At 69.5% G+C, this 17,006-nt stretch carries 16 protein-coding genes and 2 tRNA genes; 4 read left to right on the top strand and 14 right to left on the bottom strand.

Annotated elements, in window-relative coordinates:
- The 9 genes from EV683_RS10715 to EV683_RS10675 form a co-directional block, all read right to left on the bottom strand.
- A partial coding sequence (locus EV683_RS10715) for an Arm DNA-binding domain-containing protein (RefSeq protein ID WP_131862777.1) occupies nt 1-199 on the bottom strand: 199 nt, incomplete at its 3' end.
- 216 nt (nt 200-415) lie between these two features.
- A complete protein-coding gene (ychF, locus tag EV683_RS10710) occupies nt 416-1,507 on the bottom strand; it encodes a redox-regulated ATPase YchF (RefSeq protein ID WP_131862776.1) in 1,092 nt (363 codons plus the stop codon).
- An 88-nt stretch (nt 1,508-1,595) separates the two neighbouring features.
- Nucleotides 1,596-2,177 carry an aminoacyl-tRNA hydrolase gene (gene pth / locus EV683_RS10705; protein ID WP_066610702.1) on the bottom strand — a complete coding sequence of 194 codons (582 nt, stop codon included), beginning with the start codon at nt 2,175-2,177 and terminating at the stop codon, nt 1,596-1,598.
- A 78-nt stretch (nt 2,178-2,255) separates the two neighbouring features.
- Nucleotides 2,256-2,843 (bottom strand): 50S ribosomal protein L25/general stress protein Ctc, encoded by a 588-nt coding sequence (locus tag EV683_RS10700; protein ID WP_066610704.1) that lies wholly within the window; start codon nt 2,841-2,843, stop codon nt 2,256-2,258.
- Between the two features lie 56 nt (nt 2,844-2,899).
- On the bottom strand, nt 2,900-3,883 hold the full coding sequence (locus EV683_RS10695) for a ribose-phosphate pyrophosphokinase (RefSeq protein WP_066610705.1): 984 nt from the start codon (nt 3,881-3,883) through the stop codon (nt 2,900-2,902).
- 71 nt (nt 3,884-3,954) lie between these two features.
- A tRNA-Gln gene (locus tag EV683_RS10690) sits at nt 3,955-4,029 on the bottom strand.
- A gap of 10 nt (nt 4,030-4,039) precedes the next feature.
- The gene (gene ispE / locus EV683_RS10685) at nt 4,040-4,882 is read right to left on the bottom strand and encodes a 4-(cytidine 5'-diphospho)-2-C-methyl-D-erythritol kinase (RefSeq protein WP_066610706.1); all 843 of its coding nucleotides are present in this window, start codon (nt 4,880-4,882) and stop codon (nt 4,040-4,042) included.
- A gap of 58 nt (nt 4,883-4,940) precedes the next feature.
- A complete protein-coding gene (lolB, locus tag EV683_RS10680; protein ID WP_066610708.1) occupies nt 4,941-5,498 on the bottom strand; it encodes a lipoprotein insertase outer membrane protein LolB in 558 nt (185 codons plus the stop codon).
- 4 nt (nt 5,499-5,502) lie between these two features.
- A complete protein-coding gene (locus EV683_RS10675) occupies nt 5,503-7,260 on the bottom strand; it encodes a tetratricopeptide repeat protein (protein ID WP_131862775.1) in 1,758 nt (585 codons plus the stop codon).
- Between the two features lie 97 nt (nt 7,261-7,357).
- Between EV683_RS10675 and mutM the strand changes: the two genes are divergently transcribed.
- Nucleotides 7,358-8,185, top strand: a complete 828-nt coding sequence (mutM, locus tag EV683_RS10670; RefSeq protein WP_066610713.1) for a bifunctional DNA-formamidopyrimidine glycosylase/DNA-(apurinic or apyrimidinic site) lyase — start codon at nt 7,358-7,360, stop codon at nt 8,183-8,185.
- A 34-nt stretch (nt 8,186-8,219) separates the two neighbouring features.
- Nucleotides 8,220-9,035, top strand: coding sequence for a lysophospholipid acyltransferase family protein (locus EV683_RS10665; RefSeq protein WP_066611013.1), 816 nt, complete (start codon nt 8,220-8,222; stop codon nt 9,033-9,035).
- Here the strand turns inward: EV683_RS10665 and EV683_RS10660 are convergent.
- Nucleotides 8,974-9,792 (bottom strand): symmetrical bis(5'-nucleosyl)-tetraphosphatase, encoded by an 819-nt coding sequence (locus EV683_RS10660; RefSeq protein WP_131862774.1) that lies wholly within the window; start codon nt 9,790-9,792, stop codon nt 8,974-8,976. The genes EV683_RS10665 and EV683_RS10660 overlap by 62 nt on opposite strands.
- A 158-nt stretch (nt 9,793-9,950) precedes the next feature.
- Between EV683_RS10660 and EV683_RS10655 the strand changes: the two genes are divergently transcribed.
- Nucleotides 9,951-11,969: a UvrD-helicase domain-containing protein gene (locus EV683_RS10655; protein WP_131862773.1), complete on the top strand. Its 2,019-nt coding sequence runs from the start codon at nt 9,951-9,953 to the stop codon at nt 11,967-11,969.
- A gap of 97 nt (nt 11,970-12,066) precedes the next feature.
- Here EV683_RS10655 and EV683_RS10650 read toward each other — a convergent pair whose 3' ends face one another.
- Nucleotides 12,067-12,810 (bottom strand): c-type cytochrome, encoded by a 744-nt coding sequence (locus EV683_RS10650; RefSeq protein ID WP_066610717.1) that lies wholly within the window; start codon nt 12,808-12,810, stop codon nt 12,067-12,069.
- A gap of 138 nt (nt 12,811-12,948) precedes the next feature.
- Here EV683_RS10650 and EV683_RS10645 point away from each other — a divergent pair.
- Nucleotides 12,949-13,025, top strand: a tRNA-Arg gene (locus EV683_RS10645).
- A 575-nt stretch (nt 13,026-13,600) separates the two neighbouring features.
- On the opposite strand, the gene EV683_RS10640 is transcribed toward EV683_RS10645, so the two are convergent.
- The 3 genes from EV683_RS10640 to EV683_RS10630 form a co-directional block, all read right to left on the bottom strand.
- Nucleotides 13,601-14,479 (bottom strand): NUDIX hydrolase, encoded by an 879-nt coding sequence (locus EV683_RS10640; RefSeq protein ID WP_131862772.1) that lies wholly within the window; start codon nt 14,477-14,479, stop codon nt 13,601-13,603.
- Between the two features lie 80 nt (nt 14,480-14,559).
- Nucleotides 14,560-16,299 (bottom strand): exodeoxyribonuclease V subunit alpha, encoded by a 1,740-nt coding sequence (recD, locus tag EV683_RS10635; protein ID WP_131862771.1) that lies wholly within the window; start codon nt 16,297-16,299, stop codon nt 14,560-14,562.
- A complete protein-coding gene (locus tag EV683_RS10630; RefSeq protein ID WP_131862770.1) occupies nt 16,265-17,005 on the bottom strand; it encodes a substrate-binding periplasmic protein in 741 nt (246 codons plus the stop codon). Before EV683_RS10630 ends, recD begins: the two co-directional genes overlap by 35 nt.
- Between the last annotated feature and the right edge of the window lies 1 nt (nt 17,006).

The following is a 17,006-nucleotide window of genomic DNA, read 5'->3' as shown; positions in this document are numbered from 1 at the left end:
ATACCGCTTCACACTGAATGGCAAGGCCAGCAGGGTATTCGCCAAGCGCAAACATGCTGGCCTTGCCATTCAGTGTGAAGCGGTATCGCCAAGCCTTGACTCCGTTGGGCTTGACTTCGAGGTAGAGCCCGCGCTGGTCATTCAAGCGGTAGAGCTTTTCCCTGGGCTTGGCGTTGCGGCAGTGCGTGTCGGTAAGCATGTGGCTGACTCCTTGTCATGGCGACAGCGGCACTATACTCACTTATTCGCACATACTCCAAGAGCTGTACTCGCTAGCGTACTCAGGCATGCATTGACTGCTCGGGAAACTTGAAGCAGCGCTATGAAACAATAAAACCGCGCAACTGCGCGGTTTTATTGAGGTTTTCATGCTTTCCTGGTGTTTCATGAAACATCAGGAAAACGGCTTGGCGACTCAGACGTTGAACAGGAAGTTCATTACGTCGCCATCCTGCACGACGTATTCCTTGCCTTCCGCACGCATCTTGCCGGCTTCCTTCGCCTTGGCCTCGCCGCCGCAGGCGATGAAGTCGTCGAAGGCGATGGTCTGGGCGCGAATAAAGCCGCGTTCGAAGTCGGTGTGGATCACGCCGGCCGCCTGCGGCGCGGTGTCGCCGACGTGGATGGTCCAGGCGCGCACTTCCTTCACGCCGGCGGTGAAGTAGGTCTGCAGGCCGAGGAGCTTGTAGGCGGCGCGGATCAGGCGGTTCAGGCCCGGCTCCTCAAGGCCCATCTCGGCGAGGAACTCGGCCTTGTCGGCGTCGTCGAGCTCGACGATCTCCGATTCGATCGCCGCGCACAGCGCGACGACCGGTGCGCCTTCCTTGTCGGCCAGCGCCTTGAGGCGGTCGAGGTGCGGGTTGTTGTCGAAGCCGTCCTCGGCGACGTTGGCGACGTACATCGCCGGCTTGATCGTCAGCAGACAGAACGGTTTCAGCAGCGCGACTTCGTCGGCGTCGAGGCCAAGCGAACGCGCCGGCAGGCCCTGGTCGAGGTGGGCGCGCACCTTCTCGAGCACGGCGACGAGGCGGATCGCCTCCTTGTCGCCCGACTTGGCCTTCTTGCCGTCGCGGGCGATCGCCTTCTCGACGGTGGCGAGGTCGGCGAGCGCCAGTTCGGTGCCGATGGTTTCGATGTCGGCGACCGGGTCGACGCGGCCTGCGACGTGCACGACGTTGTCGTCGTCGAAGCAGCGCACGACGTTGACGATGGCGTCGGTCTCGCGGATGTTGGCGAGGAACTGGTTGCCAAGGCCCTCGCCCTTGGAGGCGCCCGCCACCAGGCCGGCGATGTCGACGAACTCGACGATGGCCGGCTGCACCTTCTGCGGCTTGATCAGCTCGGCCAACTGCGCGAGGCGCGGGTCCGGCACCTCGACGATGCCGACGTTGGGCTCGATGGTGCAGAACGGATAGTTGGCGGCTTCGATGCCGGCGCGGGTCAACGCGTTGAACAGGGTCGACTTGCCGACGTTCGGCAGGCCGACGATGCCGCATTTGAGGCTCATGGTCTTCCTTTGACGAGCCGCCCCGGAACGGGCGGCGCACGAAAAAAGCGTTATTTTAGCACGACTTAGCCGACACGTCGGCCGAGCCCTAGCGCGCGGTGTGCAGCGCCTTCATCGCGGCAGGAAAGTCTCCGGCCAGCGCGGCGGGCATCACCTGGAGCGACGCGGCGATCGCGTCGTCGATCAGCGCCTGCTCCTCGCCGCGCGCCTTCTTGAGCACGAAGTTGGCGACCTCGTTGCGGTCGCCCGGGTGGCCGATGCCGAGGCGCAGACGCCAGAAATTCGGCCCGCCGCACTTGGCGACGATGTCCTTGAGGCCGTTGTGGCCGCCGTGGCCGCCGCCCTGCTTGAAGCGCGCGACGCCCGGCGCGAGGTCGAGCTCGTCGTGCACGACCAGCGTCTGCTCCGGCGCGATCTTGTAAAAGCGCGCCAGCGCGCCGACCGACTGGCCGGACAGGTTCATGTAGGTGGCGGGCTTCAACAGCCACAACTCGCCGCCGGCCGGGTGGCGCGCGCGCGCGACCTCGCCGAAGAACTTCGCCTCGGGCGCGAAGCTGGCTTTCAGTTGCCAGGCCAGCTCGTCGACCAGCCAGAAGCCGGCGTTGTGACGGGTCTTCTCGTACTCCGGCCCCGGGTTCCCGAGCCCGACCACCAGACGGATCTCGCTCATGCCTGTTCCTTTTTGCAATGAAAAAGCCCGCCGCGAGCCGGAAGGTTCGCAGCGGGCCGGTCTCGCAATGGCCGGGGATTACTCGGCGGCGGCTTCCGGCGCCTTGCCCGAGATCGTCACCAGGGTGGCGTTGTCGCCACGGCCCAGGGCCACCAGCTCGACGCCTTCCGGCAGCTTCAGATCGGACGCGCGGACGTTCTGGCCGCCGACGGCGTTCGACAGGTCGACTTCGATGAACTTCGGCAGTTGACCAGGCAGCGCGCTGACGTCGACGCTGTTGGCGATGTAGGCCACCTTGCCGCCGTGCAGCTTGACGGCGGGCGACACCTCGGCGCCGACGAAGTGCAGCGGCACGCGCACGTGGATCTTCTCGTTCGCGTTCACGCGCTGGAAGTCGATGTGCAGCACTTGCTGCTTGAACGGGTGCATCTGGTAGTCACGCACCAGCACCTGTTGCTTGTCGCCGTCGACGACCAGCTCCAGCACCGAGGTGTGGAACGCTTCGTCTTTGAGCGCGTAGAACACCGGGTTGTGCTCGAGCACCACGGCTTCGGCGTCTTTGCCGGCACCGTAGACGACGGCCGGCAGCTTGCCAGCGCGGCGCAGGCGGCGGCTCGCACCCGTACCTTGTTCAACGCGCTTGGCGGCGATCAGTTCGTAGGACATGTTTTGCTCCAGTAGATTAAGGACAGCACGGCCGCCGCGACCAGCGGCCGTACCGTTTACGGCAGGACGGAGCCCGCCGAAACCAGTTCCTCGTTGAAGAGGTAGGACACCGACTCTTCGTTGTTGATGCGACGCAGCGTCTCGGCGATCAGGCCGCCGATCGACACCTGGCGGATGCGGCTGCTGGCCTTGGCCTGCGCCGACAGCGGGATGGTGTCGGTCACAACGACTTGGTCGATGTCGGAATTGTTGATGCGGTCGACCGCCTGGCCCGAGAACACCGCGTGGGTGGCGTAGGCGTACACGCGCTCGGCGCCGCGCTCTTTCAGCGCGGAAGCGGCCTTGCACAGCGTGTTGGCGGTGTCGATCATGTCGTCGACGATCAGGCAGGTACGGCCCGACACGTCGCCGATGATGTTCATCACCTCGGCGACGTTGGCCTTCGGACGGCGCTTGTCGATGATCGCCAGGTCGGTGTTCAGCGCCTTGGCGGTGGCGCGCGCGCGCACCACGCCGCCGACGTCCGGGCTGACCACGATCAGGTCTTCGAAGCGCTGCGCGACGATGTCCTTCAGCAGCACCGGCGTCGCGTAGACGTTGTCGACCGGGATGTCGAAGAAGCCCTGGATCTGGTCGGCGTGCAGGTCGACGGTCAGCACGCGGTCGATGCCGGCGGTCGCCAGCATATTGGCCACCAGCTTGGCCGAGATCGGCACGCGCGCCGAACGCGGGCGGCGGTCCTGGCGGGCGTAGCCGAAGTAGGGAATCGCGGCGGTGATCCGGCCGGCCGAGGCGCGCTTGAGCGCGTCGGCCATGGTCAGGATTTCCATCAGGTTGTCGTTGGTCGGGTTACAGGTCGACTGCAGGATGAACACGTCGCGACCGCGCACGTTCTCCAGGAGCTCCACCGCCACCTCGCCGTCGGAGAAGCGGCCGACGTCGGCGCGCCCCAGCGAAATATCGAGGTGTTTGACCACGTTTTGTGCGAGGTCGGGGTTGGCCGTCCCGGTGAAGACCATCAAGCTGTCGTAAGCCGCCATAACGATTGCCTTGGAAGAAAACAATGAAAAAAAGCGTGTAAGGGGTGAGCTTACACGCTTTCTTGAATTATTGGCTGGGGAGGTAGGGATCGAACCTACGAATGCCGGAATCAAAATCCGGTGCCTTACCACTTGGCGACTCCCCAGTAAACCTTGTCAGGCCTTGTCGAACATCGGGTGGCTTGCCAGCCCCTTTGCCACAAACCCGTCGTATTTTTCCGACACGGCCCTGAATACTGTATTTGCCTGGTCTTGCGACTCGCACTCGAGAAACACACAACTTCCGGAGCCTGTCATCAGCGCAGGGCCGTATTTTGCTAGATCCCGTATCGCGCTGTCAACTTCTTTGAACTCCGCCGAAACTGCCGCTTGCAGGTCGTTTCGTCGTTGCTGCGTTGTTTCGAGGGTTCGCATTATGCTGGGCTTGCTATCGCGTGTCAACAGGGGCGACGAAAAAATTTTCGCGGTCGGCACGTGCACCCCCGGATGGATCACCACGTACCACGCCTCGGGCAGCTCAAGCGCGGTCAATTCCTCGCCGACGCCGGTCGCGAACGCGTTGCGGCCGAACACGAAAACCGGCACGTCGGCGCCGAGCGCGAGCCCCAGTTCCATCAGGCGTTCGCGCGAGAACCGCGTGCCCCACAGGCGGTTGAGCGCCAACAGCACCGTCGCCGCGTCTGAGCTGCCGCCGCCGAGGCCGCCGCCCATCGGGATGCGCTTGGCGAGCCGGATGCGCGCACCCTGCTTGCTGCCGCTGGCCGCCTGCAGCGCGCGCGCCGCGCGCACCGTCAGGTCGCTCTCGGGCGCGACGCCGGGGATCGGGTTGACGAGTTCGACGACGCCGTCGTCGGTGACGGCGATCTCGACCGTGTCGCAAAAATCGATGAAGCGGAACACGGTTTCGAGCAGGTGGTAGCCGTCGGGGCGGCGGCCGACCACCTTGAGCATCAGGTTCAGCTTGGCCGGGGCGGGAAAGGCTTGGAAATCGTACGTCATGGTCCGGACCCGGCGCGCGCCGGGGAAAAGGTTGGCCGAGCCCTGCCCGGCCGCGGGGTTATTGCCAGCGATGGGTGACGAGCCTGATCGACAGGCCGTCGCGCACCATCTCGACGCGGCGCGGCACCGGCGAGCCGCCCTCGTCGGCGACGAAGCGGATGCGCCAGCCCTGCTGCGCGATGCCGCCGTCGACGCGCTCGGCCGGCTCATCGGGCGCCGGCAGGCCGCGTATCCACCAGACGAGGTTTTCCAGCGGCAGCGGATAGCCGAGCGTCTCCTCGGTCAGCGTCTCGACGTCGGGTGCGCGGTGGGTCTTGCCGTCGGCCTCGAGCGCGACGCCGTCCCCGTCGCGCGTCAGCCGCGCGACGGTGCTGCCGACCGGCGACAGGATGGACAGCTCGTCGCGGTCGGGCGCGTGCCGCCACTCGAAATTGCCGTAGTGGCCGCGCCCGTCGGCGTTGACCGCGATGCGGCCGGCCGCCGAGAACGGCGCGTCGACCGGGCTCAGCTGCACCGACGCGGGGCCGGGCACGAAGGGGCGTTCGGGCGTCGCGCAGGCCGCCAGCAACAGGGCGGCGGCGCAGGCGGCTAGGCGACGAAAGGCGGTGATCGGCATAGGGTCAGCGTGCGAATCGTTTCAGGGTGTCCAGCAGCACCGGGTGCTCGGCGTCGACCTCCCGGCCGGCGTCCCACAGCGCGCGCGCGTCGTCGACGCGACCGAGCTGCCACAGCACCTCGCCGAGGTGGGCGGCGATCTCGGCGTCCTTCATGCCGGCCCAGGCGCGCTCGAGGAAGGGTAGCGCCGCCCGCGGCTGGCCGCGCCGGTAGAGCACCCAGCCCATGCTGTCGAGGATGGTCGGGTTGTCCGGGTCGGCCTTGAGCGCGCGCGCGATCAGCGCCTGCGCCTCCTTGAAGCGCTGCGTGCGGTTGGCCAAGAGGTAGCCGAGCGCGTTCTCGCCGACCGCGTCGCCCGGCTTCTCGACCAGGAAGGCGCGCAGGTCGCGCTCGGCGCACGCGTAGTCGCCGCGCAGCTCGAAGACCAGCGCGCGCTCGTACAGCAGCTCGGGGGTGTTCGGGTAGGCGGCGAGCGCGCGGTCGAGCACGCCCTGCGCGAGGTCGTGGCGCTTGTACTGGCGCGCCAGCTGCGAGGCGCTCTGCGCGAGCGCGATCTTGTCGTTGCTCGCGGCGTCGACCGCCTCGAGCCGCGCCAGCGCCGGCTCGAGCCGGCCGGCCTCGGCCTCGAGCGCGGCGAGCCGGACCTGCGCCTGCAGCTTGTTCTGGCCGCTGACGACCGACTCGTAGTAGCCCTGGGCCAGCACCGCGTCGCCGCGCTGCTCGGCCAGTTGGCCGAGCGTCAGGCGCAGGAAGTCGGCCTCGGCGTGGCCGCGCTTGAGCGCCTCGGCGAGGCGTTTCTCGGCGGCGGCGGCGTCCTTGAGCTGGTAGGCCATCAGGCCGCTCGCGTACAGCAGTTCGGGGTCGTCGGGATGGCGCGCCAAGAGCGCGTCGAAGGCCTCGCGCGCCTCGTCGTAGCGCTTGGCCGACACCAGGAGGCGCGGGTAGGCCATTTTCAGCTCGACGCCGGCGTCCGGGCGACGCGCCAGCTCGCGCTTGAGGAAGGCGAGCGCGGCGTCCATGTCGGTGCGGCGCAGGCGGTCGGTCTGCCAGGCGACCGGCAGGTCCCACTTGGGCGCGATTTTCGCGAGCTTGTCGAACTCGGCGGCGACGGTGCCCTGGTCGTCGACCTCGGCGGCGACCGACAAGAGCGCGAAGCGCGCCTCGGGCAACGCGGGGAAGCGGTCGGACAGCGCGCGCACCAGCGCGAAGGTGCCGGGCTTGTCGGCCTGGCGGGTCGCCAGCCGCGCCAGTTGTACGAATACCGCCGGCGCGCGCGCCGGGTCGCGCTCGAGCACCTCCTCGATCAGCGGGCGGCCCTCGGCCAACTTGCCGGCGCGCAGGAGCACGACGAAGAGCTGCTCGCGCGCGGCGTGCGACTCGGGGTCGAGCCGGATCCACAGCGCAAGCGCGTCGGAGGCGACGCCGACCTGACCGGCGAACAGCGCCATCTCGGCGGCGCGGCGCGCCAGGCGCGGGTCGGCCGTCGTGCGCGCCAGGTCCAGGTAGGTGGCCGCCGCGTTGCCGACCTGGCCGCGCTGCGCGCCGATCTCGCTGGCGAGCACGCCGTAGACGATGGGCGGCGTCAGCTCGAGCTTCGGCAGCCGCGCCTCCTCGGCCTCGCGCTCGCGCCGGGCCTCGTCGGCGGCGTCGAGCCGCGCTTCGGGCGCGGGCGCCACCTCGGGGCGCGCGGGTCCCGACAGCTGGGCGCAGGCGGCCAGGAGGACGACGGGAAGCAGGAAAAGGGGGCGGAACGGACGGATCATGGTCGAAGCCTTGGGCCTGGCGCGTGTTGTGCTGCACGAATAGACCCTAGAATATCACGCCGATTCCATTCATGCGGTCGAAGAGGTCGCGCACGTCATGCCCGAACTGCCCGAAGTCGAAACCACCAAACGCGGCGTCGCGCCGACGCTCATCGGCGCGCGCGTCGACGCGGTCACCGTGCGCTGCGCGGCGCTGCGCTGGCCGGTACCGGACCTGTCCGCCGCGCTCGCGGGCGCGACCGTCGCGACGGTGACGCGGCGCGCCAAATACCTGCTGATCGGCTTCGCGCACGGCACGCTGATCGTGCACCTGGGCATGTCGGGCAGCCTGCGCTTCGTGCCGCCGGGCACGCCGCCGGACAAGCACGACCATGTCGACGTGCTGCTCGCGCCGCCGAATGCGGCGCCGACGCTGTTGCGCTACCGCGACCCGCGCCGCTTCGGCGCCTGGCTGTGGCACCCGGGCGCGCCCGAGCACCATCCGCTGCTCGCCAGGCTCGGCCCCGAGCCGCTGTCGGACGCCTTCGACGGCGACCATCTGTACCGGGTGACGCGCGACAAGCGCGTCGCGATCAAGCAGGCGCTGATGGACAACGCGCTGGTGGTCGGCGTCGGCAACATCTACGCGAACGAGGCGCTGTTCCACGCCGGCATCCACCCGGCGCGCCCGGCCGGACGGCTGACGCGCGAGGACTGCCAAAGGTTGGCCGAGACGGTAAAGGCGGTGCTCGCGCGCGCGATCGAGGCCGGCGGCAGCACGCTCCGCGACTTCGTCGACGCGCGCGGCCAGCCCGGCTACTTCCAGCAGAGCTACTACGTGTACGGACGCGCCGGCGAGGCGTGCCGGCGCTGCGGCGCGCCGATCGCCGAACTCCGTCAGGGGCAGCGCAGCTCCTGCTATTGTCCGCAATGCCAGCCGTGCTAGAGTGCCGGCTCCGTATTCCGACGCCGATCCGAGCATGAGCCCTGCCCTGCCCCGTACCTCCGTCGCCACCCGCGCCGCCCGTCTCGGGCGCCTCGCCGTCCACCTCGCGCGCGGACTCGTCATCGTCGCCGGGCGCTTCCGCCACATGGCGCACGCCGAACGCGCGGTGGTCAACCAGCGCTGGAGCCGCGGCCTGCTGCGCATTCTCGGCGTCCAGCTGCACGTGCGCGGCGTCGCGCCCGGCGTGTTCCCGCCCAATACGCTGCTGGTCGCCAACCACGTGTCGTGGCTGGACATCTTCGCGCTCAACAGCGTCACCGTGTCGCGCTTCGTCGCCAAGCGCGAGATCCTCAAGTGGCCGGTGGCCGGCTGGCTGGTGAAAAGCGCCGGCACGCTGTTCATCGACCGCAGCAACCGCCGCGACGCCAGCCGCGTCAACCAGCAGCTGGCGCGCGCGCTCGAGAACGGCGGCTGCATGGCGGTGTTCCCCGAGGCGACCACCTCGGACGGCTCAGGCCTGCTGCCGTTCAAGGCCTCGCTGTTCGAGTCGGCGATGCTGTCGCGCGCGACGGTGCAGCCGGTGACGCTGCGCTACCTCGGCGCCGACGGCGCGCCGACCACCGCGCCGGCCTACGTCGGCGACACCAGCTTCTGGCAGAGCCTGTGCCGCATCCTCGGCCAACGGTCGATGACGGTCGAGCTCTCGTTCGGCGCGCCGCTGGCCGCCGGCGCGTTCGACAGCCGCTTCACGCTGTGCGAGGCGGCGCGCGAACAGATCGAGGCGACGCTCACGCGATCGCCCGCTCCGCAAGACACGGCAGCGAAAACGGCTGCCGGTCTTCCAGCCTAAGCGCGGTAAGGCTGCCGCCCCACAGGCAACCGGTGTCGATCGCCCACACGTCGTCGCTCAGCATCAGCCCCAGCGCCGACCAGTGACCGCAGACGATGGGCGTGCCCTCGCTCTTGCGGTGGGCCGCCTCGAACCACGGCACCAGATTCGGCGGCGCGTCTTCCCTCTCCCCCTTGAACGCCAGGTCGATCTCGCCGTCGCGCGTGACCATGCGCATGCGCGTCATCGCGTTGACGATGAGCCGCAGCCTGTCCATGCCTTTCAGGTCCTCGCTCCAGCGCACCGGCTTGTTGCCGTAGAGGCGCGACAGGAAGGCGCGGTGGTGCGGGCCGGACAGCTCGGCCTCGACCTCGGCCGCCAGCCGCATCGCCTTGCCTATGCTCCAGTCGGGCAACAGCCCGGCGTGCACCATCGCCGCGCCCTCGGTGGCGATCATCAGCGGCTGGCAGCGCAGCCAGTCGAGCAGAAGCTTGCCGTCGGCGGCGTTGAGGATGTCGAGCAAGGTGTCGTCGGCGTGGACCTTGCCGAAGCCCTCGGCGACCGCCAACAGGTGCAGGTCGTGGTTGCCGAGCACCATCTCGACGCAGTCCTGGTGGCGGAACACCCAGCGCAGCACCTCGAGCGAGGCGGGGCCGCGGTTGACGAGGTCGCCGGTCAGCCACAGCGTGTCGCGCCCCGGCTGGAAGTCGATTTCGCGCAGCAGTTGCTGGAAGGGGCCGAAGCAGCCCTGGATGTCGCCGATCGCGTAAGTGGCCATAGTGCAGTGATCCTTGATGGGGCAAAGCGCGGGGCGTCGCCTTTGCGTGCGCCATGATACCCGAGCCGCATGCCGTCCCGCTCGCGCGCGTCCGGCGGACGCGCCGGCGGGTGTAAAATGGCCGCCCGCCTTGACGCATCACCGAAACGAGACCCGCCATGTCCCTGCCGCAACTGAATCCCCCGCAGCGCGCCGCCATCCAGCACCTCGACGGCCCCCTGCTGGTGCTGGCCGGCGCCGGCAGCGGCAAGACGCGCGTGATCACGCAGAAGATCGCCTACCTGATCCGCGAGGGCGGCATGAACGCGCGCAACATCGCCGCGATCACCTTCACCAACAAGGCCGCGCGCGAGATGATGGAGCGCGTCGGCAAGCTGTTGCCCGGCTCGGAACTGAAGGGCCTGACGGTGTCGACCTTCCACTCGCTGGGCATGCAGATCCTGCGCCAGGAGGCGCCGCACCTGGGCTACAAGATGCAGTTCTCGATCCTCGATGCCTACGACGCCGGCAAGATCGTCGCCGACCTGTTGAACACCACCAGCAAGGACGAGATCCGCAAGGTGCAGAACCAGATCTCGCTGTGGAAGAACGACCTCAGGGCGCCCGAGTCCTGCCTGACCGAATCGGCCAACGCCTTCGAGACGGTCTGCGCGCGCGTGTATCTGTCCTACCAGGACACCCTGCTCGCCTACCAGGCGGTCGACTTCGACGATTTGATCCGGCTGCCGGTGCAACTGTTCCAGACCCTGCCCGAGGTGCTCGACAAGTGGCAGAACAAGCTGCGCTACCTGTTGATCGACGAGTACCAGGACACCAACACCTGCCAGTACCAGATGGTGAAACTGCTCACCGGCGTGCGCGGCATGTTCACCGCGGTCGGCGACGACGACCAGTCGATCTACGCCTGGCGCGGCGCCAACATGGAAAACCTGCGCCTGTTGCAGCAGGATTTCCCGCGGCTCAAGATCATCAAGCTCGAGCAGAACTACCGCTCGACCGCGCGCATCCTGCGCGCCGCCAACTCGGTGATCTCGAACAACCCCAAGCTGTTCGAGAAGCAGCTATGGAGCGAGCTGGGGCTGGGCGAGCCGATCCACGTCGTGCAGTGCAAGGACGAGGAACACGAGGCCGAGGTGGTCGTGCAGCGCCTGCTCGCGCACAAGTTCGAGCACCGCACCCGCTTCGCCGACTACGCGATCCTCTACCGCGGCAACCACCAGGCGCGCATCTTCGAGCAGGCGCTCAGGAACGCCAAGATCCCCTACCTGATGTCGGGCGGCCAGAGCTTCTTCGACAAGGCCGAGATCAAGGACGTGCTGTCCTACCTGCGGCTGATCGCCAACCCGAACGACGACCCCGCCTTCATCCGCGCGCTGACCACGCCCAAGCGCGGCGTCGGCAACGTCACGCTCGAAAAGCTCGGCGCCTACGCCGGACAACGCCAGAAGAGCCTGTACGCGGCGGCGAGCGAGGAGGGTTTTCGCGGCCAGGTGCAGGCGGCGCAGTACGAGGCGCTCGCCGACTTCTGTGCGCTGATCGACAACCTCGAGACGCGCGCCTACCGCGAGCCGGCCGGCGAGCTGGTGACGGAACTCTTGCAGCACATCGGCTACGAGACCTGGCTGTTGGATAGCGAGGACAGCCCGCGCATCGCCGAGAGCAAGTGGAAGAACGTGCTCGAGCTGGTCGACTGGCTGGCGAAGAAGGGCGAGGCCGACGGCAAGAACCTCGTCGAGCTGACGCAGCTGATCGCGCTGATCACCATGCTCGAGGGCCGCGACGAGGGCGAGGTCGACGCGGTCAAGATGTCGACGCTGCACGCGTCCAAGGGTCTCGAATACCCGCACGTGTTCCTGATCGGCTGCGAGGAAGGCATCCTGCCGCACAGCGAATCGGTCGACAACGACATGGTCGAGGAAGAACGGCGGCTGATGTACGTCGGCATCACGCGCGCGCAGCGCACGCTGACGCTGACCCACTGCGTGAAGCGCAAGCGCGCCGGCGAATGGCAGTTCGTCGACCCGTCGCGCTTCATCGCCGAAATCGACGCCAACGACGTCAAGCTGTTCGGCCGCCCCGGCGCCGAGCCGCTGGTCTCGAAAACCGAGGGGCGCGCCAAGCTCTCGTCGCTGTTGTCGTCGCTCGACGCGATGAAGGGCAAGGGCGACAACGGCTGAGACCGGGCTCGGCCAACGTTGGCCGAGCGTCGCCGGCGCGGCGGGCATGAAAAAAGCGCCTCGCGAAGGAGGCGCTTTTTGATTGGAACCGCGCGGCTTACTTGGCCGAGTTGGTCAGATAGACGACGGCCGCTTTGAATTCCTCGTCGCTGCCGCTGAAGCCGCCCTTGGGCGGCATCGCGTTGAGACCCTTCTTGGCGATCTCGTAAGCCGCGTCGACGCCGTCCTTCAAGCGCGGCGCCCAGGCGGCCTTGTCGCCGAACTTCGGCGCACCGGCGGCGCCGGAGGCGTGGCAGGCCACGCAGATGCTGTCGTAGATCTTCTTGCCGACGACGTCCGGGTCGGCCGCCGCGGCCGCACCGCCCTCGGCGCCGCCGACCGCCGGCTCGGTAAACTTGGCACCCGCCGCGTTGGCCATGTAGGCGACCGCGCGCTTGACTTCGTCGTCCGACAGATCGGGCGAGCCGCCCTTGGCCGGCATCGCGTTGAAGCCCTGCAGCGCGTGGGTCGACAGCGTCTCGAAGCCCTTGCCGATGCGCGCGCCCCAGGCGCCGGCGTCGCCGAACTTCGGCGAGCCCGCCAGGCCGTCGGCGTGACAGGACATGCACACCGCCTTGTAGACCTGCTCGCCGGTACGCTGCCCCGGCGGCGCGTCGCTGGCCAGCGAGCTGCCGACCGGCTTCAGACGAGCGGCCACCGCCTCCTTCGTCATCACCTGTGCATCCACCTGGAAACCGCTGGTCGCCAGCTTGGCCAACAGGTAGACGGCCACCGCCAGAAACACAATGATGCCGACCACCGCCTTCAAGGGCGCGCCTGCCGCCTGGTTTTCCTTACTCATCTGAGAGCCTCGCCTGAAAATGGAACCGTGAACTTATTCAAAATGCCGCAAATTATACGGAATCGGGGCAGGCAAGGCAAAAGCCGCACGCTGGACGCGGTCATGCGAATTGGCGTATGATGCACAGCATTACGCCGCGCATCCGTAGCTCAGTTGGATAGAGTGTCAGTTTCCGAAGCTGAAGGTCACAGGTTCGATCCCTGTCGGATGCGCCAATCGATTCAAGGGCTTGCGACGCCTCGTCGCAAGCCCTTTCCGTTTTTCCGCCGCCGCACCCGGTCCGGCCGGCAACGCCTCGGCGCCTTTCCCGCCCTCTTCGCCGTCGAACGCCTCCAGACCGGCCACGCCGCGGCATCGGCCGCGGACACAAACGGAAACACATCGGCTGAGCCTCCCCCTCGCCCCGCCCCCCCTTGACGCCCGCGCCGCCGCACTGCGGCGAGATCCGCTTGCGGCGAAACACGCGCATCGCGAACGAGGCGCAAAACGGAAAACAAGGCGTCGCACGACGGCCGCGCAGGCTCGGCCAACGTCCAAGCCCGCAGGCTGGCGTTTGACCGCGGCGCGCGTTCGCGCAGGCAAACCTCCGTTTGACCTTCAGCGCGGCGAATAAAAAAGGCAGGCTGCGGGGGCAGCCTGCCCAAAGGGATGAAGAGCAATGATGTTACCTGGTTGCGTTGCCGGGCAGCGCACCGGGGAAGCCGTCCGGTGCGCAAGATCGACATCGCCAGTCTAGCCGCTGGCGGCCTGGGCGCCTTGACCTGGGTCAAGCCTCAGCATGACATTGCGTTCAGAGCGCGTGGGCGTCGGCATCCACCGGATGACGCACCGCAGCGAGCGCGGCTTCGACGCGCGCGTTGTGCTCGCCCCAGTAGCCCAGGCGCGCCAGACAGTCGCAGGCGACGAGCGCGGCGTCGAGCATGAAACGCTCGGCGGCCAGCAGCCGCTCGACCTCGTCCAGCGGCAGCAGGCGGTATTCGGCGACCTCGCCGTCCTGGTTGACCGGCGCGACGCCGTCGGGCAGCCACAGGTCGTAGCCGTACAGCCATTCGCGGTGCAGGCCGCGCTGCACCGGGCGCTCGGCCAACAGCAGCGCCGCCGGCACCAGCGCCTCGAGCCTGTCGGCGCCGACGCCGGCCTCCTCCCAGCCTTCGCGCAGCAGCGCGTCGCGCAGGTTCTCGCCGGCGGCGACGCCGCCGCCGACCAGGTTGTCCATGCGGTTCGGATCGACCGCCTTGTCCGGGCTGCGCCGCCCGACCCACATCCTGACCTCGCCGTCGGCCAGCCGGCACAGGCCGTTCAGGTGAACGGCGCGGCTGCTCAGGCCCAGCGGTCGGAAGGCGGCGCGCTCGAGCTCGAACAGCGGCACGCCGTCGCGCCCGAAGGCGGTGAAGCGCTCGTCGCGCCAGCCGTTGAGCCAGCCGGCGTCCTGCCAGCGGCGCGCGGCGGCGTTCAGCTCGGCGGTGAGCCGGCCCGGGTCGGCCGGCAGGCGACAGACGATCGCGCCGTCGCGCGCCTCGAACAGCGCGGCTTCGAAGGCGAGCAGGCGACCGCTCCAGACGGCGTTGACGCAGCCCAGCTTCTGGCCGGCGACGATCAACGGGGTAAAAGCACCTCGGTCGTAGCGGGTGGCCCGACCGAGCAGAGACAGGATCTCTTCCACAAGCATGGTGGTAGCTCCATGGCTTATTCCGGAAAACTCGCCATCTTACGCGTTTTTTTCCGCCATGCGGCAAGAAAATAATGCCATTAGCAAGCCCGGCGGAGCCGGTCGGCGAGCCCGCTGTCGCGCGGCGCCGCGTTCGCCAGCGCCGCCGCCAGCCGCGCCGGGTCGGCGGCCAGCGCGAAGCGCCGGCGCGCGCGGGTGATCGCGGTGTAGACGAGCGCGCGCGACGCCCCCGCCCCGTCGCCGAGCGCGAGCCAGACCTCGTCGAACTCCGAGCCCTGGCTCTTGTGCACCGTCATCGCGAACACCGTCTCGTGCGCGGGCAGGCGGCCGGGCGCGAGCGCGCGGAAACCGCCGCCCGCCTCGGGGAACAGCACGCGCCGCCCCGCCGCGGTCTCGACGCACAGGCCGACGTCGCCGTTGAACAGGCCGACCGCGTAGTCGTTGACGCCTATCATCACCGCGCGCCCCGGGTACCAGTCGGCGCCCGGCGCCTTGAAGCCGGCCGCCTCGAGCCGCGCCTCGAGCCCCGCGTTGAGCGCGCCGACCTGGCGGCGCTCGGTGCACAGCAGCATGTGGCGCGCGAAGGCGGCGAACAGCGCGTCGGCCGACGCGCCCGCGCGCGCCAGCGCGAAATAGTCGGCGCGCGCGGCGAACAGCGCGTCGACCAGGCCGTCCGGCGACGCGAGCCAGCCGGCGTCGTCCCCACCCTCGTGGTCGAGCAGGCGCACGGCCGCCGCCGCGTCGCCGGCGTTGACCGCGCGCGCCAGCCGGCCGATCGCGCTCGTCGCGCCGAAGCGGTGGCTCTCGGTCAGCCTGACCACGCAGTCGGGCAACAGCGCGCCGCCGTCGGCCGGCGGCACCGCGCAGCCGGCCTCGGCCAACCAGGCGGCGGTGCCGGGCCGCCACGCCTCGCCGCGCGCGAGGTCGGCCAGCACGCTGCCGGCCTCGACCGACGCGAGCTGGTCGGGGTCGCCGAGCACGATCAGCCGCGCGCTCGCCGGCAGCGCGTCGGCGACGCGCGCCATCATCGCCAGGTCGACCATCGAGCCCTCGTCGATCACCAGCACGTCGAGCGGCAAGGGCGCGCCCCTGTGGTGGCGCGGCCGCGCCGCGCCCGGCGCGAGCCCCAGGAGCCGGTGCAGCGTCTGCGCGCACTCGGGCAGCAAGGCCCTGACCGCGTCGGATACCGGCAGCGCGTCGCGCGCCGCGCGCACCGACTCGGACAGCCGCGCCGCCGCCTTGCCGGTCGGCGCCGCCATCGCGATCACCGGCGCGCGCGCGCTCGCCTGCGCGATCAGCGCCAGCAGCCTGACCACCGTCGTCGTCTTGCCGGTACCCGGACCGCCGGCGATCAGCAAGAAGCGCTGGCGCAGCGCGAGCGCGGCGGCCAGGCGCTGGCGCGACGCGCCGCTGTGCTCGCCGAACAGCGCGTCCAGCGCCGCGCGCGCGGCGGCGGCGTCGGCCGCCAGCGGCTCGGCGGCCAGGCGCGCGAGCGTGTCGGCGAGCCGCGCCTCGTCGTGCCAGTGGCGCGCGAAGTAGAGCCGGCGCCGCGCGTCGAGGATCAGCGGTGCGTAGCCGCCGGCCGGTCCGACCGCCGGGTGGGCGGCGACGAGGCGTGCGTCGGCGCCGGACAGGCCGACGCAGACGTGGCCGGCGCCGTTGGCGGCGACCAGTCGCGCGAGCTGGCGCGCGAGCGCGCCGCCGACGGCGCCGGACGGCGCGGGGCCGAGGCGCTCGAACAGCGCGAGAAGCTGGCCGACGCGGGCGTCGGGCGGGGCGGCCGGCTCAGTCGGCCTGGTAGCGGGCGTAGATACGGGCAAGGGTTCCGTCCTGGCGTAGGGCGCGGATCGCGCGGTTCAGTTCGGGCAAGAGCTCGGCGCGGCTCGGGTGCAGCCGGAAGGTGACCGGCTCGCGGCCGATCTCGGCGCCGACGTCGCAGCGGTGGGCCGGCGACTCGGCGCGCCAGCGCCTGAGCGCCTGGCGCTTGACGATCATCACCGGGAAGCGGCGCGCGGCGAAGCGCTCGAGCATCGCCGCCTCGCTGACCGAGTCGTCGCGCCGCACGGTGCCGGCGGCGAACGCCGCCTCGAGGAAGGGGTAGCGGAAGCCGGCGACGCCGCCGACGGCAAGGCCCGCCAGGTCTTCGGCGCGCCTGACCGGGCGGCCGGTGCCCGGCTGGAAGCACAACAGGTCGACCGACTCGGCGAACGGCGCGCTGTAGACGCCGAGCGTGCCCGGCGGGAACCAGGCCGGCGCGACGCCCATGCGCGCGTCGAGCACGCCCTGCTGCGACAGCGCCTCGAGCCGGTGGCGCGGGTAGTAGCGGGCGACGAAACGCCAGCCGGTCTGGCGCGACAGCGCGTCCAGCAGGTCCGGGTAGACGCCGCGCCGCGTCGGCCCGTCGCCGATCACGAAGGGCGGCAGGCGTCCGTCGAACAGGCCGACGCTGACCTCGACCGGTGCCGCCGGCGCCGCGGCGGCGACGCCGGCCCACGCCGCGACGACTCCCCAGGTAAAACGCTTCATG

Origin of the sequence: Crenobacter luteus, from assembly GCF_004345725.1 — a bacterium.
GTDB lineage: Bacteria > Pseudomonadota > Gammaproteobacteria > Burkholderiales > Chromobacteriaceae > Crenobacter > Crenobacter luteus.
Note: the sequence above shows the minus strand (reverse complement) of the source record. Positions and strands in the feature narration are given on the sequence as shown.

What these genes read in the sequence shown, in the direction of transcription:
- EV683_RS10695 (WP_066610705.1), bottom strand. Translation starts at nt 3,883, where the DNA reads ATGGCGGCTTACGACAGCTTGATGGTCTTCACCGGGACGGCCAACCCC.
- EV683_RS10640 (WP_131862772.1), bottom strand. Translation starts at nt 14,479, where the DNA reads ATGCTTGTGGAAGAGATCCTGTCTCTGCTCGGTCGGGCCACCCGCTAC.
- EV683_RS10655 (WP_131862773.1), top strand. Translation starts at nt 9,951, where the DNA reads ATGTCCCTGCCGCAACTGAATCCCCCGCAGCGCGCCGCCATCCAGCAC.
- pth (WP_066610702.1), bottom strand. Translation starts at nt 2,177, where the DNA reads ATGAGCGAGATCCGTCTGGTGGTCGGGCTCGGGAACCCGGGGCCGGAG.
- ispE (WP_066610706.1), bottom strand. Translation starts at nt 4,882, where the DNA reads ATGACGTACGATTTCCAAGCCTTTCCCGCCCCGGCCAAGCTGAACCTG.
- EV683_RS10665 (WP_066611013.1), top strand. Translation starts at nt 8,220, where the DNA reads ATGAGCCCTGCCCTGCCCCGTACCTCCGTCGCCACCCGCGCCGCCCGT.
- EV683_RS10675 (WP_131862775.1), bottom strand. Translation starts at nt 7,260, where the DNA reads ATGATCCGTCCGTTCCGCCCCCTTTTCCTGCTTCCCGTCGTCCTCCTG.
- mutM (WP_066610713.1), top strand. Translation starts at nt 7,358, where the DNA reads ATGCCCGAACTGCCCGAAGTCGAAACCACCAAACGCGGCGTCGCGCCG.
- ychF (WP_131862776.1), bottom strand. Translation starts at nt 1,507, where the DNA reads ATGAGCCTCAAATGCGGCATCGTCGGCCTGCCGAACGTCGGCAAGTCG.
- EV683_RS10630 (WP_131862770.1), bottom strand. Translation starts at nt 17,005, where the DNA reads ATGAAGCGTTTTACCTGGGGAGTCGTCGCGGCGTGGGCCGGCGTCGCC.
- EV683_RS10650 (WP_066610717.1), bottom strand. Translation starts at nt 12,810, where the DNA reads ATGAGTAAGGAAAACCAGGCGGCAGGCGCGCCCTTGAAGGCGGTGGTC.
- EV683_RS10660 (WP_131862774.1), bottom strand. Translation starts at nt 9,792, where the DNA reads ATGGCCACTTACGCGATCGGCGACATCCAGGGCTGCTTCGGCCCCTTC.
- lolB (WP_066610708.1), bottom strand. Translation starts at nt 5,498, where the DNA reads ATGCCGATCACCGCCTTTCGTCGCCTAGCCGCCTGCGCCGCCGCCCTG.
- EV683_RS10700 (WP_066610704.1), bottom strand. Translation starts at nt 2,843, where the DNA reads ATGTCCTACGAACTGATCGCCGCCAAGCGCGTTGAACAAGGTACGGGT.